General features: G+C 63.2%; 21 protein-coding genes and 1 pseudogene. 19 read left to right on the top strand and 3 right to left on the bottom strand.

The window, feature by feature from the left end:
- Positions 1-14: 14 nt before the first annotated feature.
- The 4 genes from NKH63_RS11990 to NKH63_RS11975 all read left to right on the top strand — a co-directional run bounded on the left by NKH63_RS11990 (position 15) and on the right by NKH63_RS11975 (position 3,913).
- Positions 15-947 (top strand): substrate-binding domain-containing protein, encoded by a 933-nt coding sequence (locus NKH63_RS11990; protein ID WP_352917901.1) that lies wholly within the window; start codon positions 15-17, stop codon positions 945-947.
- Positions 948-1,054: 107 nt separating this feature from the next.
- Positions 1,055-2,041, top strand: a complete 987-nt coding sequence (locus tag NKH63_RS11985; protein ID WP_352493998.1) for an ABC transporter permease — start codon at positions 1,055-1,057, stop codon at positions 2,039-2,041.
- 4 nt (positions 2,042-2,045) lie between these two features.
- On the top strand, positions 2,046-2,840 hold the full coding sequence (locus NKH63_RS11980; protein WP_023716805.1) for an ATP-binding cassette domain-containing protein: 795 nt from the start codon (positions 2,046-2,048) through the stop codon (positions 2,838-2,840).
- A 50-nt stretch (positions 2,841-2,890) separates the two neighbouring features.
- Complete coding sequence (locus tag NKH63_RS11975; protein ID WP_352548708.1) at positions 2,891-3,913, top strand: LacI family DNA-binding transcriptional regulator; 1,023 nt, start codon at positions 2,891-2,893, stop codon at positions 3,911-3,913.
- Positions 3,914-4,465: 552 nt separating this feature from the next.
- Here NKH63_RS11975 and NKH63_RS11970 read toward each other — a convergent pair.
- Positions 4,466-5,047, bottom strand: coding sequence for a TetR/AcrR family transcriptional regulator (locus NKH63_RS11970; RefSeq protein ID WP_023716803.1), 582 nt, complete (start codon positions 5,045-5,047; stop codon positions 4,466-4,468).
- Positions 5,048-5,299: 252 nt separating this feature from the next.
- Here NKH63_RS11970 and NKH63_RS11965 point away from each other — a divergent pair, with 252 nt between their 5' ends.
- The 7 genes from NKH63_RS11965 (at position 5,300) to NKH63_RS11935 (ending at position 15,137) form a co-directional block, all read left to right on the top strand.
- Positions 5,300-5,575 (top strand): hypothetical protein, encoded by a 276-nt coding sequence (locus NKH63_RS11965; RefSeq protein ID WP_023716802.1) that lies wholly within the window; start codon positions 5,300-5,302, stop codon positions 5,573-5,575.
- The gene (locus NKH63_RS11960) at positions 5,569-8,748 is read left to right on the top strand and encodes an efflux RND transporter permease subunit (protein WP_352917900.1); all 3,180 of its coding nucleotides are present in this window, start codon (positions 5,569-5,571) and stop codon (positions 8,746-8,748) included. The genes NKH63_RS11965 and NKH63_RS11960 overlap by 7 nt, the downstream gene beginning before the upstream one ends.
- Before the next feature lie 16 nt (positions 8,749-8,764).
- Positions 8,765-9,919: an efflux RND transporter periplasmic adaptor subunit gene (locus NKH63_RS11955; RefSeq protein WP_023716800.1), complete on the top strand. Its 1,155-nt coding sequence runs from the start codon at positions 8,765-8,767 to the stop codon at positions 9,917-9,919.
- A 256-nt stretch (positions 9,920-10,175) separates the two neighbouring features.
- Positions 10,176-10,913 carry a GntR family transcriptional regulator gene (locus NKH63_RS11950; RefSeq protein ID WP_352548712.1) on the top strand — a complete coding sequence of 246 codons (738 nt, stop codon included), beginning with the start codon at positions 10,176-10,178 and terminating at the stop codon, positions 10,911-10,913.
- Between the two features lie 50 nt (positions 10,914-10,963).
- Positions 10,964-12,070 carry a mandelate racemase/muconate lactonizing enzyme family protein gene (locus NKH63_RS11945; RefSeq protein ID WP_352548714.1) on the top strand — a complete coding sequence of 369 codons (1,107 nt, stop codon included), beginning with the start codon at positions 10,964-10,966 and terminating at the stop codon, positions 12,068-12,070.
- Between the two features lie 224 nt (positions 12,071-12,294).
- Positions 12,295-13,617 carry an NAD(P)H-dependent oxidoreductase gene (locus tag NKH63_RS11940; protein ID WP_352917899.1) on the top strand — a complete coding sequence of 441 codons (1,323 nt, stop codon included), beginning with the start codon at positions 12,295-12,297 and terminating at the stop codon, positions 13,615-13,617.
- 20 nt (positions 13,618-13,637) lie between these two features.
- A complete protein-coding gene (locus NKH63_RS11935) occupies positions 13,638-15,137 on the top strand; it encodes a xylulokinase (protein WP_352548716.1) in 1,500 nt (499 codons plus the stop codon).
- Here NKH63_RS11935 and NKH63_RS11930 read toward each other — a convergent pair.
- A complete protein-coding gene (locus NKH63_RS11930; RefSeq protein WP_031193335.1) occupies positions 15,127-16,089 on the bottom strand; it encodes a sugar-binding transcriptional regulator in 963 nt (320 codons plus the stop codon). The genes NKH63_RS11935 and NKH63_RS11930 overlap by 11 nt on opposite strands.
- Positions 16,090-16,382: 293 nt before the next feature.
- On the opposite strand from NKH63_RS11930, the gene NKH63_RS11925 reads away from it, so the two are divergent.
- From NKH63_RS11925 to NKH63_RS11900, 6 genes are all read left to right on the top strand, one after another.
- Positions 16,383-17,366, top strand: coding sequence for an ABC transporter permease (locus NKH63_RS11925; protein WP_502896325.1), 984 nt, complete (start codon positions 16,383-16,385; stop codon positions 17,364-17,366).
- A 149-nt stretch (positions 17,367-17,515) separates the two neighbouring features.
- The gene (locus NKH63_RS11920; protein WP_352484098.1) at positions 17,516-18,454 is read left to right on the top strand and encodes a sugar ABC transporter substrate-binding protein; all 939 of its coding nucleotides are present in this window, start codon (positions 17,516-17,518) and stop codon (positions 18,452-18,454) included.
- Between the two features lie 33 nt (positions 18,455-18,487).
- Entirely contained in the window at positions 18,488-19,996 is a 1,509-nt protein-coding gene (locus NKH63_RS11915) for a sugar ABC transporter ATP-binding protein (protein WP_023716792.1), read from the top strand.
- Between the two features lie 51 nt (positions 19,997-20,047).
- Entirely contained in the window at positions 20,048-20,986 is a 939-nt protein-coding gene (locus NKH63_RS11910) for a Bug family tripartite tricarboxylate transporter substrate binding protein (RefSeq protein ID WP_352917897.1), read from the top strand.
- Between the two features lie 281 nt (positions 20,987-21,267).
- Positions 21,268-22,032 carry an SDR family oxidoreductase gene (locus NKH63_RS11905; protein WP_023716791.1) on the top strand — a complete coding sequence of 255 codons (765 nt, stop codon included), beginning with the start codon at positions 21,268-21,270 and terminating at the stop codon, positions 22,030-22,032.
- 8 nt (positions 22,033-22,040) lie between these two features.
- Positions 22,041-22,826, top strand: coding sequence for an SDR family oxidoreductase (locus NKH63_RS11900; protein WP_352484100.1), 786 nt, complete (start codon positions 22,041-22,043; stop codon positions 22,824-22,826).
- Positions 22,827-22,882: 56 nt separating this feature from the next.
- Here NKH63_RS11900 and NKH63_RS11895 read toward each other — a convergent pair.
- Positions 22,883-23,957, bottom strand: a pseudogene (locus NKH63_RS11895) (D-alanine--D-alanine ligase family protein).
- Positions 23,958-23,978: 21 nt separating this feature from the next.
- Between NKH63_RS11895 and NKH63_RS11890 the strand changes: the two are divergent.
- Both NKH63_RS11890 and NKH63_RS11885 read left to right on the top strand, forming a co-directional pair.
- Complete coding sequence (locus NKH63_RS11890) at positions 23,979-24,209, top strand: hypothetical protein (protein ID WP_352588893.1); 231 nt, start codon at positions 23,979-23,981, stop codon at positions 24,207-24,209.
- Positions 24,210-24,515: 306 nt separating this feature from the next.
- Complete coding sequence (locus NKH63_RS11885; protein WP_352493991.1) at positions 24,516-25,490, top strand: ABC transporter substrate-binding protein; 975 nt, start codon at positions 24,516-24,518, stop codon at positions 25,488-25,490.
- The last annotated feature ends 39 nt before the right edge of the window (positions 25,491-25,529 follow it).

Here is a 25,529-nt window from a genome sequence, read left to right as displayed (position 1 = left end):
TGGGAGGAAATCAAATGCTGACGAGGCTAAGACTGCTTGTACTTGGCTTGGTGGTGGCGCTGGCCATTCCGGCCGCGGCACAGGCCAAGACATTCTACTGGATTTCGCATGGCGGCCCGGCCGATCCGGTCTGGACCTACTTCCTTGCCGGCGCCAACCAATGGGCGACGGACACCGGCAATACCGTCAACACCTCGTTCCACAATGGTGACGTGGCGTCGCAGCAGGAAGCCGTTCGCGCCGCAATCGCCGCCAAGGCCGACGGCATCACCACCACCAGCCCCGATCCGGGCAGCCTTGTCGAGATCGTCAAGGAAGCGCGGGCGGCGAACATCCCGATCATCAACTTCAACACGCCCGACCCGAAGGCGGATTTCAACGCCTATGTCGGCGGCGACAACGTCACCTTCGGCAAGCATTGGGCGCAGTATCTGGTCGACAAGGGCCTGGTGAAGAAGGGCGACTTCGTCTGGATGCCGGTCGAAATTCCCGGCGCCACCTATGGCGTCCAGGAAGAGGAAGGCATCAAGAGCGTCTTCGAGCCGCTCGGCATCACTTATGAAATCACCGAAGCGACGCTCGACCAGGCCGAAGTGATCAACCGCATGGTCGATTACCTCACCGCCAACAGGGCCAAGGTCAAGGCGGTCATCGGTCTCGGCGACCTTGTCACCGGTTCGATCAAGCGAGTGTTCGACCAGGTCGGCGTCAAGCCGGGCGAAATCCCGGTTGTCGGCTGGGGCAACTCGCTCGATACCACCCAGGAAGTGCTGAACGGCTACGTCAATGCCGGCCAGTGGCAGGATCCGCAGGCGACCAGCTACGTCGCGCTCTCGCTCGCCAACATGGCGGCGAGCGGCATTCCGCCCGGCTTCGACGTGATCACCGGCGCGCTGTACGAGAAGGACACCGCGGCAGTCTACGACAAGATCCTGTCCGGCAAATAAATCCGCGATCGAGTTGGTCACGGCCGCTCCGGCGGCCGTGACTGTCTCATCATTCCGCCGAAGCCGGTTGCCGTCTCGGCCAGTTCCAATCCTATCGCGGGTCCAAGGTGGAAAATCGTTCCCTTATCCAACGCTCGATCGCGCGGCCAGAGTTCGGGCCTTTCGTGCTGCTTGTCGTCGAGATTGCCGTGTTCTGGGGCATCAATCACGACTTCCTGTCGCCGCAGAACATCTCGAACACGCTGGCCTTCACGGTCGAACTCGGGCTGATCGCGCTGGCGATGACACTGCTGATGACATCGGGCGAATTCGACCTCTCGGTCGGCTCGGTGTTCGGCTTCTCGCCGGTCCTGATGTGGACGCTGTTCAACAGCGGTCTCACCTCGCTCGAAGCCGCCTTCGCCGTTGCCCTGGTGGTTGCCGCCTTCATCGGGCTGGTCAATGGCTGGTTCGTGACGCAGCTCAAGATCCCGTCCTTCCTGGTGACGCTGGGCATGCTGCTGGTGGTGCGCGGCACCGCTTTGTTCGTCACCAACGGGTTTCCGCAGCGGACCTGGAGCGCCGAGGGGAGCTGGCTGGCGGAAGCCCTGGTCGGCGATTTCTTCATCGGGCCGTTCCGTATCTATATGTCGCTGTTCTGGTTCATCGCGGCCGCCGTCGCGCTCGGCTACGTGCTGACGCAGAGCCGGATCGGCAACTGGATCCAGGCGGCCGGCGGCAACCCGAGTGCCGCAAGGGCGCGCGGCGTCAATGTCAGCGGCGTCAAGATCGGCCTGTTCATCCTGTCGTCGATCCTGGCCTCGCTTGCCGGCGTCATCAGCTCGCTGCGCACCTCGGCGGCCAACCCCAACAGCGGCACCGGCTACGAGCTCGAAGTCATCGCCATGGTGGTGATCGGCGGTACGGCGCTGACCGGCGGGCGCGGCACCATCATCGGCACAGTGCTCGGTATCCTGATCCTGCGCGTGATGCGCAACGGCATCGTGCTGATCGGTGTGCCGGGCCTTGCCTACAACATCTTCATCGGCGCTATCATCCTCGGCATGATGGCGCTCCACTCCTGGCTGGAACGCCGGCATCAGGCAGGGACTTGAGACGATGGTCGAGCCGCTGATCCGCATGACGAACATCCGCAAGTCCTATGGCCGCGTTCAGGCGCTGGTTGATGCCAATTTCCATGTCAACGAAAGGGAGATCGTCGGACTGCTCGGCGACAATGGCGCCGGCAAGTCGACGCTGATCAAGGTGCTGTCGGGCGCGGTCCCGCTGACCAGCGGCGACATCTTCATCCGCGGCAAGAGGGTAAATTTGCGCAGCACCAGCGACGCCATCGCCCACGGCATCGAGACGATCTACCAGGACTCGGCGCTGGTGACGCAACTGTCGATCGCCCGCAACCTGTTCCTTGGACGCGAGCCGATCAAGCCGCCGCGTTTCCTCAACCGCATGGACCAGGAGGCGATGAACGTGGTTGCCCGCGACCTGCTCAAGCAGGTCGGCATCTCGAAGAACATTCCGCCGACGACGCCGATCGGCTCGCTCTCCGGCGGCGAGCGGCAGGCGGTGGCGATTGCACGCGCCATGCATTTCGACAGCGACCTCATCATCCTCGACGAGCCGACCAACAATCTCGGCGTCGCCGAAACGCAAGGCGTTCTAAGCTTCGTGCGCAGCGCCCGCGATTCCGGCCATTCCTGCATCTTCATCGCCCACAACATCCACCACGTCTTCCAGGTGGTCGACCGCATCGTCGTCATGCGCCGCGGCAAGGTGGTCGCCGACGATATCGACCCGAAGAAGACCAGCGTCGCCGAAGTCGAACGCGTCATCACCGGCATGTCGGACAAGGAGATCCACGACGCGCTGGTCGAGCGCACAAAGCGGCACGACTGACCGCCGGCTGACCGCCGAGGCACTGGATCGCATCGCCACATGGTTGCGAGATGAAAGCCACCGTTTCGGATATTGCCAGGAGCTGCGGCCTGTCGACCGCGACGGTCGACCGTGTGCTCAACAACCGGCCGGGGGCGAGTGCCGCCAACCGGCAGCGCGTGATGGAGGCAGCCAAGCAGCTCGGCTATCTGCCGGTTGTCGACCAGGTCGCGTTGCCCTCACGGCCGGCACATCTCGAATTCTTCCTGCCGATCGGCAGCAATGCCTTCATGGCCGATCTGGCCAGGCACATCGAGGATTATGCGGCGCGCCTGCCGCTGGTCGCCTCCTGCCGCATCCACAAGCTCGCCGGGATCTCGCCGAGCGCCTTACAAGGGGCCGTCGAAAACCTCTCGCTCAAGGCGAACGGTGTCGGCGTCATCGCCATCGATCATCCGAGAACGCGCAACATCTTGCGCGAGATCGTCGAGGCCGGCATCCGCCTGGTCACGCTGGTGTCCGACGTTCCCGGCGCGCCCCGCTCGGCCTATGTCGGCATCGACAACCGGGTGGCCGGCCGTACCGCGGCGCTGCTGATGGGACGGTTCCTCGGCGGCCGCCAAGGCCATCTGGCGATGGTGGTCGGCTCACGTTCCTATCGCGGCCACGAGGAACGTGAAATGGGCTTTCGCTCGGTGCTCGGCGAGGAGTTCCCCAATCTGACCGTCACCAGTGCCGTCGAGATCAACGACGAGCCGGAGGTCAGTTATACCGCGACCATGAAGGCGCTGCACAACGAGCCGGAGCTGCTCGGCATCTACTGTATCGGCGCCGGGCGCTCGGGCGTGGCAAAAGCATTGCTCGAAGCCAGGCCGCAGAAGAAGCCGGTGTTCATCTGCCATGACCTGACGCGCGAAACGCGCGGCTATCTTGTCGACGATCTGCTCGACGTCGTCATCGACCAGAATGCGCGGCTGATCGCGGAACAGTCGGTCATTCGCCTGCTCGGCTCGATTGCCTCGTCGGCGCCCTATCTGACGCGGAAATTCATCGAGCCGCGCCTGATCTTCAAGGAAAATGTCCCGGTGCAGTGATGCCGCGCGAGGGCGATGTTCGCTCGGCCTCGATCGTTAAAATTCGGCTGATACCGCAAATCTGCACATCAGCTATGCAACTTTTGTGGTTGCCGAATCATTGGGCAATCGATACTTTCGCAGGTGTCGGCCATCTACTCCTCCCAGATGCGATGCCGACGTTGAATTCGGTGCACCTCCTCCCGCACCGCATTCGAAAATCAAGCCCGCTGCCACCTCCTCCCGGCAGCGGGCTTTTTTCGTTCCGGCTCTGAGGTATCGGCAAAGGCTGGGGCCATGACTATCACCGGGACGAGTACCGATCCGCGAATCGATGGGCCTTCGCTGAGATCGCCACGGCATTTCCGGGCGGAATCCTGTCACACTTGTCACTCTCACCAATTCGCTGCCGGCCCTATCTTGCCCTCACAACCAACAAGCAATACGCCGCGCAAGGAATGGCGCGGCGGCAGACGGAGAAGTGTGGTGACAACACATCCGAATGGGACGAAAGAGCGCTCGGCGGCGCGGCTCGTAACCAACGAGCTGTCAATGGTTTCGCCGCTTGCGAGACTATCTGGCCCTGAAAGAAGTGATCAGGCCTTCCGCCATGCGGACGAACTGCGCGCTCGGGCCTTCGGCGCCGACGCTTTGCAGGCTGACACGGGCGCCCTCGAGCAGAAGCGACAGCGTGTCGGCGAGAAGTTCGGCCTGGCCGATGCCGGCATCGCGACACAGCGAGACCAGCCGCTCGCGCTGCGCTTCCTTGAGTTCCTTGATCACTTGCCTTGCCGGATGATCGGTCTCGCTCAGCTCGATGGCGGCGTTGGCCATGTCGCAACCGCGACGATCCGACATCAGGCAATCGGCCGCCATCCGGACCCAGGCGTGCAGTTGCGCCAGTTTGTCGCCCGGATTCTCGGCCTCGAACTTTTCCCACATCGCGTTGGCGCTGCAGGCGGTCGCCCGCAGACATTCGATGATCAGGTCGTCCTTGGACTCGAAATGCCGGTAGAGCGTCATCTTGTTGGTACCGGCGGCCTCGGTGATGGCGTCGATGCCGACGCCGCGAATGCCATGCTTGTGAAACATGTCCCGTGCCGTCTCCAGGATCCTGTCCCGGGGGCGAACACGCTCCACAACACCGTCTGTCATCAAAACCTCCGTGATTGCGTTTCCCGAAATTCCCTCGGTGCACCTCTTGACTAGGGTGTTACCGGTCTGTAACGTTAGAGATGTTACTTACCTGTAACACCCGCATTGCATCATGTCAAACTCGCAAGTGCCGGCCATCAGCCCCGCCCAATCGGCAAGGGGACGAACCGCACCTTACGGCCTCGGCCGGCGAGCAAGAGAACACCCGATCCGCGGCCTGCCGCGGATCGCCAAAAACCAGGAGCCGCTTCGATGTCGCAGCGCAATGATCTGACGATCGATGAAGTCGTGAAGGATCCGATGATCCGCATGCTGATGAAGGCCGACCGCGTCGATCCGCGGTCTTTCGAGGCGATGCTGCGTGCGCTGGCGGACGAGCAGGCCGAGCGCCGCAACGCGCCGCGTCGCCCGCTGCAAGATTTCGGCTTTCTCGAAGATTCCGGCTCAACGCGCAGCCGGCGACTGTCCAGGGTGGCCAGGGCCTTTGGCCGGGCCAGAGCATCGGGCGAGGCGTGCATCTCATGGTAAACTTCTTCATTCATCGTCCGATCTTTGCGTCGGCGATCGCCATCATCATGGTGCTCGCCGGGGGCATTTGTTATTTTCTGCTGCCCGTCTCGCAGTTTCCCGACATCACGCCGCCCCAGGTCGTGGTCAGCGCCCACTACCCGGGCGCCAGCGCGCAGGTTGTCGCCGACACGGTGACGACGCCGCTCGAACAGCAGATCAACGGCGTTCAGGGCATGACCTATATGTCGTCGTCGAGCTCCAATGACGGCTCCTCGACGATCACCATCACTTTCGAGGTCGGCTATTCCCTGAGCACCGCCGCCGTCGACGTCCAGAACCGCGTTTCGCAGGCGGCTTCCTCGTTGCCGGCCATCGTCAACCAGGGCGGCGTGACGATCAAGAAACAGAACCCGAACTTCGTCCTGATCGTCGACCTCACCTCCCCGGACGGCTCCGTCAACCCGGTCACTTTGAGCAATCTCGCCTACCTGCAGGTGGTCGATCCGCTGAAGCGCCTGCCTGGCGTCGGCGACGTGCAGATCTTCGGCGAGCGGCGCTATTCGATGCGCGTTTGGCTCGATCCCGACAAGCTCGCCAATCTCGGCATCACCGCCGTCGACGTGCAGAACGCCGTCGCCGAGCAGAACGTCCAGGTGGCGGCCGGCAAGATCGGGCAATCGCCGGCTCCGGCCGGCACCGCTTTCGAGATGCAGGTCAACGCCGTCGGCAGGCTGAGCGACCCCAAGGAGTTCGGCGACATCGTCGTGCGGGCCAATACCGCCAACGGCTCGTTGGTGCGGCTCCGCGACGTTGCGCGCATCGAGCTCGGCGCGCTGCAATATTCGTCGTCGGCCTTCTTCGGCAAGGACCCGACGGTGGTGCTCGCGGTCTACCAGATGCCGGGCTCCAACGCGCTCGATCTGCAGCAGCGCGTCAAGGACAAGATGCAGGAGCTGTCGGCCCGCTTCCCGAAGGGGGTCAGCTATGCCATGCATTACGATACGACACGTTTCGTATCGGCGTCTATGCATGACGTGCTGATCACGCTCGGCGAGGCGCTGGTCCTGGTCGTCGCGGTGGTGTTCATCTTCCTGCAAAGCTGGCGCACCACGATCATCCCGACGATCGCGATTCCGGTGTCGCTGGTGTCGACATTAGTCGTCATGTACATGTTCGGCTTCTCCCTGAACATGCTCAGCCTGCTCGGCATGGTGCTGGCGATCGGCCTCGTCGTCGACGACGCGATCGTCGTCGTCGAGAATGTCGAACGCCAGCTCGAGGCCGGCCTCAAACCGCTGGCTGCCACGCGTACGGCGATGGCCGAGGTCACCGGACCGATCATCGCCACGACCGCCGTGCTGATGGCCGTGTTTGTGCCGGTTGCCTTCATCCCCGGCGTTTCCGGCCGGCTCTACAACCAGTTTGCCCTGACGGTCGCGATCTCCTTCGGCATCTCGGCCTTTGTCTCGCTTACGCTTACTCCGGCGCTCAGCGCGGCGTTCCTGCGCCACCGGCCTGAAACGCAGTTCGTGCTGTTCCGCTGGTTCAACATGGGCTTCGAACGGCTGTCGCATGCGTATGCGAATGGCGTGCGCATTCTCATCCGTCTGCGCTGGATCATGCTTGGCCTGTTCGCGGCCGGACTTGTCGCGACCTACTTCGTCTGGCAGCGCCTGCCCTCGACCTTCCTTCCGGTCGAAGACCAGGGCTACTTCTTCGTCGTTATCCAGCTCCCCGACGGGGCCTCGCTGGAACGCACCGATGCAGTGGCGCAAAAGGCACGCGATATCCTGCAGAACACGCCCGGCGTCGACATTGTCGGCTCGATCAGCGGCTTGAACTTCCTGACCAGTGCCGCGCAGTCGAACTCGGCGGTCGAATTCGCCATCCTGAAGCCATGGGACCAACGCGGCCCCGACCAGAGCGCCTCGAAGCTCGTCGCCGACGTGCGCAACAAGCTGCTGCAAATTCCGGAGGCTTTTGCGCTGAGCTTCGACCCGCCTTCGATCCCGGGCATCGGCACCACCGGTGGCTTCGAGTTCCAGGTCGAGGATCTGACCGGCCGCGGCAGCGTGGCGCTCAACGATGCGACGCAAGCTGTGATTGCCGAGGCGCGCAAGCAGCCGGAGCTCAACCCACAGCAATTGTTCTCGTCGTTCTCGACCTCGACGCCGCAGTTCAACTACGATCTCGATCGCGCCAAGGCAAAGCTGCTCGGGCTCAACCTGCCGGACGTCTTCAACACGCTGCAGATCTATCTCGGCTCGCTTTATGTGAACGACTTCAACCTGTTTGGCCGCACCTTCCGGGTGACGATCCAGGCCGACAAGGACTCTCGAGCCGGTCCGGCCGACATTTCGCGGCTCTATGTCCGCAATGCGTCGGGTGGCATGGTGCCGCTGAGCACGCTGGGCAAGCTTGTGCCTATCGTCGGCCCCGAGACCGTGCCGCACTACAACAACAATGCGTCGGCCCTGATCAATGGCGGCGCCGCCCCCGGCTTTTCGTCCGGCCAGGCGGTGGCGGCAATGGAACGTGCCGCTGCCACGGCGTTGCCGAGAGATTTCGGCTACGAATGGACCGGCATCACCTATCAGGAGCTCAAGGCGGGATCGATCGCATCCGTCGTCTTCGGCCTCGCCATCGTCTTCGTTTTCCTCATCCTTGCCGCGCAATATGAGAGCTGGGCGATGCCGTTCATGGTGCTGCTGGCGGTGCCGCTCGCATTGTTCGGTGCGTTCGTCGTGCTGTGGCTGCGCGGCATGCAGATCGACGTCTACTCGCAGATCGGCTTCGTCATGCTGATCGGACTGGCGGCCAAGAACGCGATTCTGATCGTCGAGTTTGCCCGGCGCCGGCGCGAAGAAGGCCTCAGCATCGTCGACGCCGCGATGGAAGCGGCGCGGCTGCGGCTGCGGCCGATCCTGATGACCGCCTTCGCCTTCATCCTCGGCGTGCTGCCGCTGATGTTCGCTACAGGTGCAGGTGCCGCGAGCCGGCAGTCGATCGGCACCACTGTCTTTGGCGGCATGGTCGCGGCGACCATCCTGTCGCTGGTGTTCGTGCCGGTCTTCTATGCGGTGATCGAGCAGCTGCGCGAGCGCCGCAGCGAGAGCGAACCGGTCTCCGAAACGACTGAACAACCAACCGCCGAACCCGCCTTCGAGCCATTGGCCGAAGCGGCTGAATAGGACTGGAGAATCGATCATGCGTAAATGGAAAATCGCGCTGGGAACGGCCGTCGCCCTTGGGGCGATTTCGATAGCGAGCGTTCACTTGCTCGACATGGGCAGTCTCAGCCTCAACGCCGGCACGGCCGGGGCGGCGACACCCAAGCCGGAAGCCTTTGTCATGCCGGTGCCGGTGGTGAGCGTCGTCAAGAAGACGATCCCGATCTATCTCGACTACGCCGCCCGGGTAGAGCCGATCCGCAGCATTACGCTGCAGGCGCGCGTGCCGGGCTATCTGCAGGAGCAGGTCGCCACCGACGGCGGCGACGTTGCAAAGGGCGACCTTCTCTACAAGATCGCCCCGGAGGATTTCCAGGCTGCCCTGGAGCAGGCGAAGGCGCTTATCCAGCGCGACACGGCAACACTCGACTATGCGCGCTCCAATCTCGGGCGCGGCAGCGAGCTCGCCAAGAGCGGCTATCTCGCCAAGGACGTGTTCGACCAGCGCACCAGCACCTTGCGCGAGGCTCAGGCCTCGCTCGCCGTGAACCAGGCCGCCTTGCGGACCGCCGAGCTCAATTTGAGCTATACCGAAATCCGTGCTCCATTCGCGGGACGCATCGGACGCAGCCAGGCTTCCGTCGGAACGCTGGTCAGCGTTGCCGGCACGGTGCTCAACTCGCTGGTGCAGCTCGATCCGATCTACGTCACCTTCAATCCGAGCGAAACGGACCTGACCCAGATCGAGGAAGCTCGGGCTGCGGGACCGATCAGTGTCGACGTCCTGCTTCCCGGTGAAACCGAACCGCGCCAGAAGGGCGATCTTACCTTCATGGACAACACAATCGATCGCTCGACCGGCACGATCACGGCACGGGCGACGGTCGGCAACGGCAAATTCACGCTGCTGCCCGGGCAGTATGTCCGCGTCCGGCTGCACGTCAAAGAGCAGCCCGATGCGCTGATGGTGCCGCAGACGGCACTCGGCTCAGGCCAGCTCGGCAAATACCTCTATGTCGTCGGCAAGGACAACACCGTCGACCAGCGCATCGTTTCGCTCGGACCGACCAATGGCGATCAGGTGGCCATCTTGAGCGGCGTAGCCGAAGGCGACCAGGTGATCACCGGCAATCTGCAGAAGATCGGTCCGGGAATGCCGGTCTCGCCGCTACCCCAGAAACCGGCCACCTGATAACCCCCATCAGGTCCGGTCCCGCGGCGCCTTCGGCTCCCACGCCGAGGGCGCCGTTTTTGCTGAGCAGGGTCGGCAAGATCGGCCTCATCGGCACACTCGACCTTGGCAGGAGCCATGAAGGCGCAAGTAGAGCGCGCCGTGACGTACCCGTCTGCCGCAAGCAGCTGGCCAGCGGAGAACCTGTACCCGCAATTACCTCTTGTTAGATTGTCGACAATCTGCTGTGTTGCTTTTGGTCTCCTGGAGCAGCCGGATGGCAACGCTGGATTTCAGTCCGATCGCGGATACGACACGCCGGGCCGAGATCGTGGCGCTGCTCCGGCGCGCGATCCTGACCGGCCAGCTGGAACCGGGGCAGAAGCTCAACGAACTTAGGATTTCCGAGCAGATGCGGGTGAGCCGTGCGCCGCTGCGCGAGGCGATGCGCGAACTGGTGCAGGAAGGCATCCTGACCAGCATCCCCTACGCCGGAACCTTCGTCATCGAGGTGACCGCCAAGGACATCGACGATGCCTATTCGCTCAACAAGGTGCTGGACGAATTCGCCATCGAGCGGACCTGGCCGCTTCGCGACCAGCGCTTCTTCGACGAGATAGACCGGCGGCATGCGGCGGTGAAGCAGGCGACGCGCGAGCTGGACACGACGCGACAGATCGAAACGGCGCTGCAACTGCATGGCCTGATCCACGAATGGGCCGACAATTCGGTGTTGCTGGAAACCTGGCAGCGGCTGGCCAGCCGGCTGCAGATGTATTTTGCGCTGCACCAGAGGGCGCGCAACGAGCCGGTGCCTGCCGAAGACGCTCACGAAAGCTATGTGCAGTTGCTCAAGGGCAGCGACATGCGCGCTGCACAGCGCCACGCCAAGGAGCATATCGATTTGGATTTCGAGGAACTGCTCGCCTATGCGCGCGAGTTGGAAGAGCGTGGCTCAAAGGGCGCCGGCGCGGATCGTGCCGGCCTAACGCGCAATCGGCCCAAAGGCGGCTGAGCCCGACAAGTTTGGCGGTCATCCCGGAACACAGACAACGGACAGAAGACGTGCAGATCAAAACCATCAAAGCCTACCATGTCGTGCAGCCCTTTGTGGACGGACCTTACCGGATGTCGAAGGGGCGCGTCGCCGATGCGTTCGACGCTGTGATCGTCGCCGTCACCGCAGATAGCGGGCTCACCGGCTGGGGCGAGATGGCGCCGCTCGGCAATTTTTACTCGCCGGCGTTCGCCGCCGGCACGCGCGCCGGCGTCGTCGAGATCGCGCCGCATCTCATGGGCCATGACCCACGCGGGCTTGCCGGGATCAACAGGCTCATGGATACGGTGTTCAAGGGCCATCCCTACGTCAAGTCGGCGCTCGACATGGCATGCTCGGATCTCGCGGCGCGCGCCGCCGACGTGCCGCTGGTTACGTTGCTTGGCGGACGCGAGAGCGAGACGGCCGAACTCTACAAGGTCGTCACCCATGGCACGGTCGACGCGATGGCTGCACTTGCCAAGCGCATCGTCAAAGACGGCTTTCATCGACTGCAGGTCAAGGTCGGCGGCAACGTCCATGACGACATCGAACGCGTCACAGCCGTCGCCGCCGCGGTGCCGAAGGGCACCGTCATCTTCTGCGACGCCAATGCCGGCTGGACGCCTTACCAGGCACGCCAGTTCGTGGATGCGACGCGCACCATCGACTACACGTTCGAACAGCCCTGCACGACGATCGACGAATGCATGTCGGTGCGCCGCTCGCTTGACAAACCGATGGTGCTCGACGAATCCGTCGCCTCGCTGGACGACATGCTCGACATCCACCGCAAGGGCGCTGCCGACGGGCTGACGCTGAAGATCTCGCGGCTCGGAGGAGTGACCAAAACGCGCCAAATCCGCGACCTCGCCGTCGATCTCGGCTTCATGATCACCGTCGAGGACACTGGCGGCGCCGAGATCGACACATCGGCCATGGCGCATCTGTCGCTGTCGACGCCCGAGGAGCGCCGGCTGCACGCCATCGCCTTCCACGAATGGGTGACGGTGCGCACCGCATCCAATATGCCGCCGGTCTGGGGCAGCCGCATGGGCATTCCGGACGGGCCGGGACTTGGCATCGATGTCGTTCCCGACCTGCTCGGCGCGCCCTTCTTCGAGATCGGCAGCTGAGGTAGAGACCGCGCCACCTCAAGGCAACGTCGAGCAACCCGCATCGGTCGGCGCCGTCCGGCTACCTGCAGAGGTCGTGCCCTGACCGGCAGCTGACCCCAAGCGATCGGCCATTCCAGACGGGAATGTCCCAATTGCAGGTTGAAATATTTTTCATTTGGAAATAGGAATGTTCAAAACGTTGATTTGGACGCTGCGGCGCGTCAAGAACTGGAGGAAGCGACATGTCCCATCCGCAATTTGCAGCGGAACTTCTGCAGCGCGCTGAACAGCAGGGGCCGATCACCATCGGGCTTGCCGGCGCCGGTCAGATGGGCACCGACATCGTCGTCCAGGTGGCACTGATGCCGGGCATGCGGATCGGCGCTATTTCCGAGGTCAGGCCGCAGGCAGCGATCGACGCGGCGCTGCTCGCTGGCCACGACCGTTCCGACATCGTCCAGGCCGGCAATGCGGCGGCGATCGACCGCGCCATCGAGGCCGGCAAGATTGCGGTGACCGAAGATTTGCACGCGCTGGCGGCGGCTGGCCGGATCGACGTCATCATCGACGCGACGGGCAATCCCAATATCGGCACGCTGTTCGCGCTGGAAGTGATGAAGAACGGCAAGCACATCGTCATGCTCAATGTCGAGGCCGACATCACGATCGGCCGCTTCCTCAAGGACGAGGCACGCAAGGCCGGCGTCGTCTATACCGGTGCCGCCGGCGACGAGCCGGCCTGCACGCTGGAGATCATCGGCTTTGCCAAAAGCCTCGGCTTCAACATCATCGCCGCCGGCAAGGGCAAGAACAATCCGCTGAAGATCGACGCCATGCCGGCCGATTACGAGAAAGAAGCGGCCGAGCGCAACATGAATACGCGCATGCTGGTCGAATTCGTCGACGGCTCGAAGACGGCCATCGAAATGGTGGCGATCGCCAATGCCACCGGCCTGGTGCCCGACGTGCCGGGCATGCACGGCCCAACCGCAACGCTGGAGGAGCTCGCCAGCGTGCTCTGCCCGCGCGAGGATGGCGGCGTGCTGCATCGCAAGGGCGTGGTCGATTATTCGATCGGCAAGGGCGTGGCGCCCGGCGTGTTCTGCATCATCGAGACCCAGCATCCGCGCGTGCTGGAGCGCATGATCGACCTCAAGGTCGGCAAAGGCCCCTATTTCACGATCTTCCGGCCCTATCATCTGACCAGCCTGGAAGTGCCGCTGTCGGCGGCGCGCGCCGTCGTCTACAAACGGGCCGACATGGAGCCGCTCGACCGTCCGGTCGCCGAGGCGGTGGCGGTTGCCAAGAGCGATCTTGGCGTCGGCCAGTCGCTCGGCATGATCGGCGAGAACGACTATCGCGGGTTCGCCATGACATGGGAAGATGCACGCGCCCGGGGCGCGCTGCCGCTCGGCCTTGCCGAACGGGCCAAGGTGGTCAAGCCGCTCAAGATCGGCGATTTCCTGACCTATGAAAATTGTGTACCCGACGATTCGATGGTGATAACCCAGATCCGCCGTCGTCTCGATCAGTCGGACGGACGGTTCGCTACCAACGCGGCTTGACCCCGCCGGATCTCCGCCTGATGGACGATATCGTAATCGGGATCGACGCCTCGACCACGGCCGTGAAGGCGATTGCCTTCACCCGCGACGGCGAGGAGCTGTTCCAGGCACGCGAGACTTATCCGCTTTCAAATCCGAAGCCCAGCCATTTCGAGCAGGACGCCGAACATTGGTGGACGGCGCTGCTCGGCGCATTGAAGCAGGTCACTGAGGCGGTCGGCGCTTTCCGCGTGGCGGCGATCTCCATTGCCCACCAGCGCGAGACCTTCACGCTGGTCGACAGCGCCGGCAAACCACTTATTCCGGCGATCCTGTGGCTGGACGAACGCGCCCGGCCGCAGGTTATCAGGCTTTCGGCCGAACTCGGCCGCGAGGCGATCCGCGACTGGAGCGGCAAGCCGCCGGACCCGACGCCGGCGCTCTACGCCATCGCCTGGCTTGCCGAACACCAGCCTCAGATGCTTCACCAGGCAGCGGCACTGGTCGACGTGCACGGTTTCTTCGTCCAGCGGCTGACCGGGCGATTGGTCACCAGCACCGCAAGTGCGGATCCGCTCGGGCTCCTCGACGTCGAGAGAGGTACCTGGCATCCCCGCCTCGTTGCGGCCGCCGGACTGCAGATGGAGCAATTGCCCGACCTGGTCGCGCCGGGCGCAATTTGCGGCGGGCTTTCCGCAACCGCGGCGCAACTGACCGGCCTGAGGGCCGGCACGCCGGTCGTTGCCGGCGCTGGGGACGGCCAGGCGATGGGCCTCGGCATGGGCGTCTACGGCGAAGGCAAGAGCTATCTCTCGCTCGGCTCCGGCGTGGTCAGCGGCTGCTATTCCGGCAAGGTGAAAACCTCGGACGCCTTTCGCACGCTGGTCTCGCCGACCGGTTCCGGTTTCATGTTGGAGACAGTGCTGCGTTCGGGCATGCAACTGGTCGACTGGATTGTCCGCACGACCGGTTCGCCGTCGGCGGCAGCACTGGAGAAAGCGGCGCTGGAGGTTGCCGCTGGCAGCGAGGGCCTGCTCGTCCTGCCCTATTGGGCCGGCGTCATGAGCCCCTATTGGGATGGTGCCGCGCGTGGCGCCATTGTCGGCCTGTCGCTCGACCACCGGCCGGAGCATCTTTTCCGCGCTGTCCTGGAAGGCATCGCCTTCGAGCAGGCCGTTGCCACCGAGGCCATGGAAGCCCAAGCCGGCGGACAGGCGGCGATGATTGCCGCCGGCGGCGGCACCAATTGCGTACTCCTCATGCAGATCATGGCAAGCGTGCTCGAGCGGCCGATCTCGGTTTCGCCGGTCAACGAAGCCGCCGCACTCGGCGCCGCCATGCTGGCGGCCGCCGCGGTCGGCTGGTTTGCCTCGCCGGAAGCCGCCGCAAAGGCAATGGCTGCCGCTCCCACCATGCATGTCGACCCGGTCGATGGACTTGTTGCCGGCTATCGCGGCCGCAAGGCAATCTACCGCGATCTCTATCAAGCGACGCGCGATATCCACGTGCGGCTGAGTGCTCTCAACGCGACTAGCGGTTGAGCAGCCCCTTTGCCGCATCCTCGTCGGTGATCAGAACCGATACCTTGGTGTTGGCGAGTGCTGCCCGCATGATGGCAATCTTTTCCTGCCCTCCCGACACCAGGATGATGCTCGGGATATCCGACAGATCCTGCAGCGGATAGGCACAGACGCGGCGGTTCACCTCGTGGTCGACCGGGCGGCCCTCGGCGTCGATGAAATGACACAGAATATCGCCGACGGCGCCGGCCGCCTGCAGTTCCTCGAGTTCGCTTGGCTTGATGAAGCCGTAATTGGCGATCGGGCTGTCGTTGGAAAACGAGCCGACGCTGAGCACGGCAATGTTTGCCCGGCGTGCACGGAAGACAACGTCCTGAACGCTGCGCTGGCTCATGAACGCGTCGCGCTGTTCCGGCCGGTCGGCATAGACCGGCACCGGCAGCAGGAAGCACTCCGCACCGATCTTCTCGGCGAAATCCCAGGCGCTTTCTGTCGGGTTGAGCGGCTGTGCATGGGTCAGGCCGCCAAGCATCGAAACCACCGTGGTCCTGGCGATAGGCCGCCTTGGCAACTCATTGATGGCGAATTTCAGCGTCCGCCCCCAGCCCAGCGCAATGACATCGCCGGCATTCACATGGTCGGCCAGATAGGCGGCGGCGGCGTGGCCGATCATCAGCGGTGCGTTGCTTCGGTCGGCAGCCGACGGCACCACAACAGCCTGGCTGAGCCCGAACCTCTGCTTGAGGCTTTCCTCCAAAACCACGCATTCGACGACGCTGTCGCGGATGCGAAACTGGACGACACCCTCTTCGCGGGCGGCGGAGAGAATGCGATGTACCTTGATGCGGCCGACGCCGAGAATTTCGGAAATCCGCTCCTGTGTAAGACCCTCGACATAATAGTGCCAGGCGGCGCGGGCCTTGAGTTCGGCGTCGGGAAAGCGCGAGGCTCTTTCGTTCTCTACGATCGTCATCTGTTTGCCTTGCCGCAGCCGCCGGCTCTGCTCATGATATTCCAATCCGGCGGCTTCGAAATGCCCAAGATTTCCGAGACCTTGCGTAAGGCAAACCGGCGGACAGCGCAAACCGTCGTCGAATGAAACGGCAGGGTCTTGACAATTTTCCGACGAACAGTTTAGCTGAACAAAATTGCATGTTAAAGATAAATTGTTCACATGGAGGGGCCTGGTGAACAAAGTGGCCCGGTGATGCAGCGCCGGATTGCTGTGGAGGAGACGAAGTGGCTGTGAGCAACGACGCAAGCGAGTTGAAAGCACGCTCTGGTACGCAGGCCACGACGGGCGCAAAGTTTTCGGCTGTCTTTGCCGGAACCATGGGCCCGCTGATCGGGCTGGTCCTGCTGTGCCTGGCGCTCTCGCTGACCACCGATACGTTCCTGACCATCCGCAACATCCTCAACGTGCTCGACCAGGTTACCGTACTCGGCATCATGGCGATCGGCATGACGCTGGTCATCCTGATCGGCGGCATCGACCTGTCCGTTGGCTCGGTGCTGGCGCTGGCTTCCATGGTGATGGGCTTCGTCGCCCATCCGGACTATCTCAATCTCGGCCTGCCGGCCGGCATCGCCGCAGCCCTCGTCGTCGCCGGCCTTTGCGGGCTGGTTTCGGGCCTGCTGGTGACGGTCACCAAGCTGCCGCCCTTCATCGCCACGCTGGCCATGATGTCGGTGGCGCGCGGTCTCGCCAATATGATCACCGACGGCTCGCAGATCGTCGGCTTTCCCGACTGGTTCACCAGCCTGTCGATCATCCGCCATTTCGGCTTCCTGTCGGTCACCGTCGGGCTGATGATCGTGCTTGCCGTCATTTTCGCGATCTTCCTGAATTATCGTGCCACCGGCCGCAGCCTCTACGCAATCGGCGGCAGCGCCGAAGTCGCCCGGCTGTCCGGCATACCGGTCAAGTCGCTGACAAACTGGGTCTATACGATCTGCGCCGTGCTGGCCGGTCTCGCCGGCATCGTGCTTGCCGCCCGGCTCGATTCCGTCCAGCCGAGCTCCGGCCTTGGCTACGAGCTCGACACCATCGCGGCGGTGGTTATCGGCGGCGCCAGCCTGTCGGGCGGCGTCGGTTCGATCGGCGGCACCGCCATCGGCGTCCTCATCATCGGCGTGCTGCGCAACGGGCTGAACCTGCTCGGTGTCTCGCCCTTCATCCAGCAAGTGGTTATCGGCGTGGTGATCGCGCTGGCGGTGGCCACCGACACCTGGCGGCGCAGAGCACAATGAAAAATGGGGCACAATGAAGAATTGGGCTCAATGAGATTCACCCGGATATTCGGGCGAAAACGGATCGGTGATCCGAAACTGGGAGTTGTTCGGCCACGGGGCGCCGCGATGCGCGGGCAGGACAGATTGAACATCAACGGAGGAATAACATGCTGACTAAACGTTCATTGCTGCTTGCCGCCGCGGCCATCATCCCGCTGCTTAGCCTGTCCGACATGGCCTCGGCCAAGGAAGCCAAGAAGCTCGGCCTCGCCGTCGCCAATCTGCAGGCCGACTTCTTCAACCAGATCAAGCAGTCCGTCGAAGCCTACGGCAAGGAAAAGGGCATCGAGGTCGTCACCGTCGACGCCAAGGGCGATTCGGCGACCCAGGTCAGCCAGGTGCAGGATCTGATCACGCAGAATATCGATGCGCTGATCTACATTCCGGCCGGCGCCACCGCCGCCACCGTGCCGACCAAGACGGCCAAGGCTGCCAGCATCCCAGTCATTAATGTCGACCGCAACGCCGACGGCGCGCCCGGCGACACCTTCATCGCCACCAATAGCGTGGCATCGGCGAAAGCGGTTTGCGACTACATCGCCAAGCAGGCCGGCGGCAAGGGCGAGCTGATCATCATCCACGGCCAGAAGGGTACGACGCCCGAGGTCGATCGCTCGAAGGGCTGCGGCGAAGCGCTGAAGGGCTATCCCGACATCAAGGTCGTCGGCGAATTGTGGAGCGAAGGCTGGCACCAGGACGAAGGTTTCAAGCTGACGCAGGATCTGTTGCAGTCGCATCCCGACGTGTCGATCGTCATCGGCCAGGCCGATGCGCTGGCGCTCGGTGCGGCGCAGGCGGTCAAGGTCGCCAATCCCGGCCACAAGGTCTGGGTTGCCGGCTTCGACGGCGACGTGGCGGCGCTCAAGGCGCTGAAGGACGGCGTCTTCGACGTGACGGCGACGCAGCAGACCCAGGGCATGGGCCGGCTTGCCGTCGATGCGGCAATCAAGCTGGTGGCCGGCGAGACCATTCCCGCAGAACAGCTGCAGGATGCGACGCTGACCACCAAGGACAATGTCGAGCAGTTCATCGCCAAGCATCCCTGATTTAGACCAGTCCGGCAGTCGACGAGCGCAACAATGTCCACCGAACCTCGCCACACGCACAGCCCCAATCTGGGTCTCGTCGTCAGCGGCCTCTGCAAAAGCTACGGACCGGTGCAGGTCCTGGCCGATGCGAGCTTCGAGGTGCGGCCGGGCGAGGTCGTGGCGCTGCTTGGCGAAAACGGCGCCGGCAAGTCCACCGTCTCGAACATCATCGCCGGGTCGACCAAGCCCGATGCCGGCACCATCACCTGGCGGGGGAACGCTTATTCCCCCGCCAATCCTGCCGCGGCGATCGACGCCGGCATCGGCATGATCCACCAGGAGCTGAAGCTGCTGCCGGATCTGTCGGTCGCCGAAAACGTCTATGTCGGGCGCCTGCCGATGCGCGGCGGCCGCATCGACCGCGCGGCAATGAATGCACGGGCATCAGCCCAGTTGAAGCGCCTCGGGCTCGATGTCTCGCCCGAGCGCAAGGTGCGCACGCTGCGTATCGCCGCCCAGCAGCAGGTCGAGATTGCCAAGGCGCTGACGCTCAATGCCGAGCTGCTGATCTTCGATGAACCGACGGCCGCCCTTGGCGGCGAGGAAACGGAGCTCCTGTTCCAGCAAATCCGCAAGCTCAAGGCGGAAGGCATGTCCTTCATCTATATCAGCCACCGGCTGGACGAAATCGCCCAAATCGCCGACCGTGTGGTGGTGATGCGCGACGGGCGCATCGTCGCGCGGCACGAGCGCGCCGATATTCCGGTGCGCACTGTCGTCGAGCAGATGGTCGGCCGCAGCGTCGAGCGGATGTTCCCGACTTTGTCGGCGCCCCGCAATGACACGCTGCTCGAGGTCGAGAACCTGTCCTCGCCGGAACGCAGCTTTCAAAATGTCAGCTTTTCAGTGCGGGCCGGCGAAATCCTCGGCATTGCCGGGCTGATCGGCGCCGGCCGCACGGAGCTGGTGAGGGCGATCGCCGGCGCCGACCCGATCTCATCCGGCTCGGTGCGCGTCGCCGGCAAGCCGGTGCATCTCAATGGGCCGGCGGCGGCGATCAAGGCCGGCGTCGTGCTGGTGCCGGAAGACCGCAAGGCGCAAGGCGTGGTGCTCGACCAGACGATCGGCGAGAATCTGGCGATCGGCAATTTCGACCATGTCGCGCCGAATGGCTGGGTGTTCCCGAAGGCGGTGCAGAAATTCGCCGAGGCCGGTATTCGCCGGCTCGGCGTCAAAGGCCGGCCGAACCAGGCGGTCAGCAAGCTTTCAGGCGGCAACCAGCAGAAGGTGATCATTGCCAAATGGGTGTCGCGCCCGCCCAAGGTGTTTATCCTGGACGAGCCGACGCGCGGCATCGACGTTGGTGCCCGCGCCGCGATCTACGATGTCATCGCCGACCTTGCCCGTTCCGGCATGGCGGTGGTGGTGGTGAGTTCCGACCTCGAGGAAGTGCTCGGCCTGTCGCATCGCGTGCTCGTGCTGAGCCGCGGCCGTCAGCGCGGCATTCTCGACCGCAGTGATGCGAGCAATGTCGCCGTCATGGAACTCGCCACGAGCTAGTGGATGGAATCTAACGCGTGGTGCCCACGTCTAACGGCGCATGAGGACACGATGGAAATCGCAACAAACCTGGCCGCGTCCGCACGAGACTATCCGGCCAAGCCGGTACGCATAATTGACCCGTTCGGGGCGGGCGGCGGGCCCGATCTGTTAGCCCGTGCCCTGGCCCCGAAGCTTTCTGAGCTGTGGGGCCAACCGGTGACAGTGGAGAACATCCCAGGTGCGGGAGCCACTGCGGGCCCTGCCCAGGTCGCGAAGTCACCGGCTGACGGCTACACGCTGCTGATAAACACCAACGCTCAGGCATACGGCGCGGCGCTCTTGAAGGACCTCCCGTATGACCCGTTGAAGGATTTCATTCCGATCATTCCGCTCACGAGGCAAGCGTACGTGCTCGTCGCAGGTAAGGCGACTGGTGTCACCACCGTCGGCGGGCTCATTGCGGCGGCGAAGGCGAAGCCAGGTGAGCTCAAGTTTGGATCCACCGGTATAGGCACCGGCACACATGTTGGAGTCGAGAAATTCAATCAAGCGGCGGGAATCAAGGCGCTGCATGTGCCTCCCTCGCCGAACGATTCGAACGCCGATACGATCGCCAGCGCGATAGCGGCGCGCTTCACTTACTATTTGGTGCCAATCTCTCTTGCCCTACCGCACATTCTCGACGGCACACTCGTTGCGCTGGGCGTGAGTACCGCGCGGCGCTCAACCTTGCTCCCGGAGGTACCGACAATCGCGGAGGCGGGCATCGCGGGATTCGACTTCCCGATCTGGTATGGAATATGGGTGCCGGCTGGCTCTCCGACCGGCGTGGTTGACCAGCTTGCGAATGACATCGGGCGCGTGCTCGCCGGGCCGCATCTGCGCGAATGGATCGCTAACCACGGGGGCGAGCCAATGAGCATGACGCAGCCCAAGTTCGTGCGCTTCGTGGAGAGCGAGAGTGAAGGCGCGGCGCGACTGATGAAAGCCGCCAGTGTCAAGCCTTAATAGCCGACCGTCTGACGAGCTGTCTGGGTAATTCGCGCAATGAAGGATATTCCCGTGCGCATGCGCCAGCCTCGCATGCACCTTTCGCCAAAAGGGAATTCCAAGCCGGACTCTTATGCCAGGCCGATACCACCAGGACAGCTTAGCGGAGCGAAACCGGAGAATCGAAACAAAGCGCAGCAGGTGGTATCCTCCCGGGCACCAGACCGCGCGGGGCGCCAGCAACAGAGTTGGCGCCCCTTTATTTCCGGAGGACGGCGGTTGGAGCAGAGGGACCGACGATGAAACTATTCGAACTTCATGGTGACGTAGCACTTGTGACAGGCGCCGGCAGCGGCATCGGGCAAGCAATCGCCATCGGTCTGGCCGAAGCCGGCGCCGACATAGCCTGTTTCGGTCACGCCTCCAAAGGCGGGCTGGAGGAGACCGCACACCAGATCACAGCACTCGGCCGCAAGGCACTGGTGCTGACTGGCACGGTGACTTCAGAGGCCGATTTGGCGGCTGCGATCGAGCGTACGGAGGCTGAGCTCGGCGCGCTGACCGTCGCGGTCAACAATGCCGGCGTTGCCGCTGCCGAGCCGGCCGAGACGCTGTCGCTGGAGAAATGGCAGAAGCTCTACGACGTCAATGTCAGCGGCGTGTTCCTGTCCTGCCAGGCCGAGGCCCGTGCCATGCTGACGCGGCGCAAGGGCTCGATCATCAACATCGCCTCGATGTCGGGCTCGATCGTCAATCGCGGCCTGACCCAGGCGCATTACAACTCGTCGAAGGCCGCGGTCATCCACATGTCGAAGAGCCTCGCCATGGAATGGGCCGATCGCGGTCTACGCGTCAACGTCGTCAGCCCCGGCTATACGCTGACCCCGATGAACAAGCGACCGGAGGTCGCCGACCAGGTCAGGATCTTCGAGCGCGACACGCCGATGGGCCGCATGGCGGCGCCGGAAGAGATGGTCGGCCCGACCGTGTTCCTGGCCAGCCGCGCCGCGAGTTTCGTCACCGGCATCGACCTGATCGTCGATGGCGGCTTCGTCTGCTGGTAGGAGAAAAAATGCAGAAGCGATTCCAGGGAAAAACGGCGGTCATCACCGGCGCGAGCGGCGGCATTGGCGCGGCAATGGCCAGGCGCTTCGCCGTGGAAGGTGCTGCGGTCGTCGTCAGCGCCATCGACGCGCGCGTTGAAGAGGTTGCCGCCGATCTGAAGACTGCGGGCGCCAAGGTTGCGTGGATGCGCATGGACGTGACCAAAAAGGAAGAGGTCGTCGCGCTTTACGATCTGGCCGAGCAACAATTCGGCCGCGTCGACATCTCAGTGCAGAATGCCGGTGTCATCACCATCGCCAGGATCGAGGCGATGACCGAGGCAGAATGGGACAAGGTGATGGCGGTCAACACCAAGGGCGTGTTCCTGTGCTGCCAGGAGGCGATCGCGCGCATCCGCAAGCATGGCGATGGCGGCCGGCTGATCAACACCGCATCCGGCCAGGCGCGGCAGGGCTTTATCTACACGCCGCATTATGCGGCCTCGAAATTCGGCGTCGTCGGCATCACCCAGAGCCTCGCCAAGGAAGTGGCGAAGGAGAAGATCACCGTCAACGCGATCTGCCCCGGCATCATCGACACCGATATGTGGGCCTATAACGATGCCGCATGGGGCAAGTTGATGGGCGACTATAAGCCCGGCGAGCTGATGGCCGAATGGGTGGAGAACATCCCGATGGGCCGCGCCGGCAGCGGCGAGGACGTCTCCGGCCTGGTCAGCTTTCTCGCCAGCGACGATGCGGCCTATATCACCGGGCAGACCATCAATGTCGATGGCGGCCTGATCATGTCGTAAGATACGACACAGGCCAACGTTCCATCCGCCGGGATCTGAAAGCCGCTTCGCTGCATTCAGGCTGCTCGGCCGGCCCGCGCCAATCCATGTTCCACGAGCCGGTCGATGATTTCGGAATAGCTGACGCCGCTTGCCGCCATTGCCTTGGAGTACATGCTGATATCGGTGAAGCCGGGGATGGTGTTGATTTCATTGACCAAGAACTGCATGTCCGGTGTCAGGAAAAAGTCGATGCGCGCCATCCCGTCACAGCCGACGGCTCTGAAAGCCCTTGCAGCCACATCCCGCATGCTTGCCTCGACCTCGGGCGGCAGTTCGGCCGGCACTTTTAGCGCCGCGCCGTTCTCGTCGATGTATTTGGCATCGTAGCTGTAGAAACCGTGGCTTTCCGCCGGCACGATCTCGCCTGGCCGCGAGACGAACAGGTCGCCTGCCGGGTCCTCCAACACGCTACATTCGATCTCGCGCCCATGAACGAATTCCTCGGCCAACAGCTTGCAATCGTGCTGGAAGGCTTCAGCAAGCGCCCCATCGAATTCCTGGCTGGCATTGACCTTTCTGACCCCGACAGACGATCCCTGACGCGCCGGTTTGATGAAGAACGGCAGGCCGAGTTCGCCTTCGAGTGTGGCGAGGGCGGGCGCCGCACCTTCATGGACCGTCACTGAGCGCGCGATTGGCAGACCCGCCGCTTTCAGGAGCCGCTTGGTGACATCCTTGTCCAGCGCGGTTGCTGAACCCAGGATCCCGCAGCCGGCAAGCGGCACCAGAGCCACCTCGGCCACCCCCTGTACCGAGCCGTCTTCGCCATGGGGGCCGTGCAGGATGGGAAACAGGATGTCGATCGTTGGCAGATCATAGGGCGTGCCGGGCCGGGATCGCCATCATCCGTCCGCGCCCACCCGGAAGCAGGCAAACTTCCGTGCCGCCTGCAGGTTTCGCGAGCTTACCATCCTGAAAGCTGCTCAGCCGCCACCGTCCCTCGCGCGTGACGAAGATTGGGACGGCATCGTATTTGGCAGGCAGCAGCGCACGCATGACATTGGTTGCGGAAAGCACCGAAACGTCATGTTCGGCGGAACGTCCGCCAAAGAGCACGGCAATGCGCAGTCTGTTTAAGGAAGAGGTCATGAAAGCCTCGGAGATGATCTGGTGTTGAAAGGGTCAGAAGCCGACGGCAATACCGCGGTTGGCGCTGAAGTAAGGCGCTTTGGTCTGCTGCATTGTGTCGATGTCCTGTCGTCGCGGCTGGTACCCGATGACTGGCAACCTTGGCTTTTTTTCGAGCCGATCTACGGTCCATGTAAAAAGACGGCCGTGAAATTGGCGCAGCGTTATTCGTTGCGCGACGTGAACGTTGGTATATATAATTTCATCCCATGAAAGCGGCTCTGGGCGAGTTGCCGAGCCAACAGCCGAGATCATGGGACTTTGATGGTTTGCACCTCAAGACCGGCGATCGATCCGCGGATGACTGCTTCCGCAGCAAACCATCGGCAGTCATGACGCGGCCGGTCCCGCGCACATCTTCACCAATTTGGGCACCACCCCGTTTTGCGCCGGCATCCGCTTCGGCAGCATTGTGGCGCCGACGGCCTTGCGCAACGACCAGCTTTTCCAACACAATCAAAAAAGACGCAAGAAGGGAACTAACGATAACTTCCACCAGAGCTTGACAGGAGAACAAGCATGTTACTTCGGAGCATGATTTCGAAACTATCAATGGGAGCCTTGGCGCTTGCCGCAGCAAGCGCGCTGACACTACCGGCACAAGCAGCGGCGCCGGAATCCAACGACCCGATCAAGATCGCGCTGTTCGACTGGACCAGCGTCAATCTGAACGCCAAGATCCTCGGCGGCATCCTCGAAAAGCTCGGCTATACCGTCGAGTACCCGACCGCCGACTATCTCTCCAGCCTGACCACCGGCCTGACCAATGGCGACATCGATGTCGGCATGGAGTTCTGGGACACGACGGCCGGCGAAGCGATGAAGGCCTCGGATGCAACCGGCCAGACCGAACGCCTCGGCAAGCTCGGGCCCAAGGCCAAGGAGGAATGGTGGTTTCCCGAATATATGAAAGAGAAATGCCCGGGCCTGCCGAACTGGGAGGCATTGAAGGACCCGAAATGCGCCGAGGCCTTTTCGACGGCGGAAACAACACCGAAGGGGCGCTATCTCGGCGGCCCTGTGACATGGGAAGGTTTTGACGACGAGCGCGTCGAGGCGCTGAAACTGCCCTTCACCGTCATCCATGCTGGCACCGATGCAGCGATGTTCGCCGAACTGGACTCGGCCTATCAGCGCAAGGCGCCGATCATGCTGTGGATCTATTCGCCGCATTGGGCACCGGCCAAATACAAGGGCGAATGGATCGAATTCCCCGACCATACTGTAGAGTGCTACACCGACCCGAAATGGGGCGTGAACCCCGATGCGAAATACGACTGTGGCAAGCCGCATGGCGAGATCTGGAAATATTCCTGGGCCGGCATGAAGGACAAATGGCCGGTCGCCTACAAGGTCGCGAAAAACTACACGGTCGATACCGACGAGCTCAACAAGATGAGCGGCGAGATCGATCTCGAAGGCAAGACGCCGGAAGACGTCGCCGCCGCCTGGATCGCCGCCCACGAAGGCGACTGGAAAGCTTGGGCCGAGTGACCGTCTGACTGGAAATCCGACGGCCCGGCCATTCGTGGC

It is taken from the genome of Mesorhizobium sp. M0960, from assembly GCF_040319055.1.
Taxonomy (GTDB): Bacteria; Pseudomonadota; Alphaproteobacteria; order Rhizobiales; family Rhizobiaceae; genus Mesorhizobium.
Note: the sequence above shows the minus strand (reverse complement) of the source record. Positions and strands in the feature narration are given on the sequence as shown.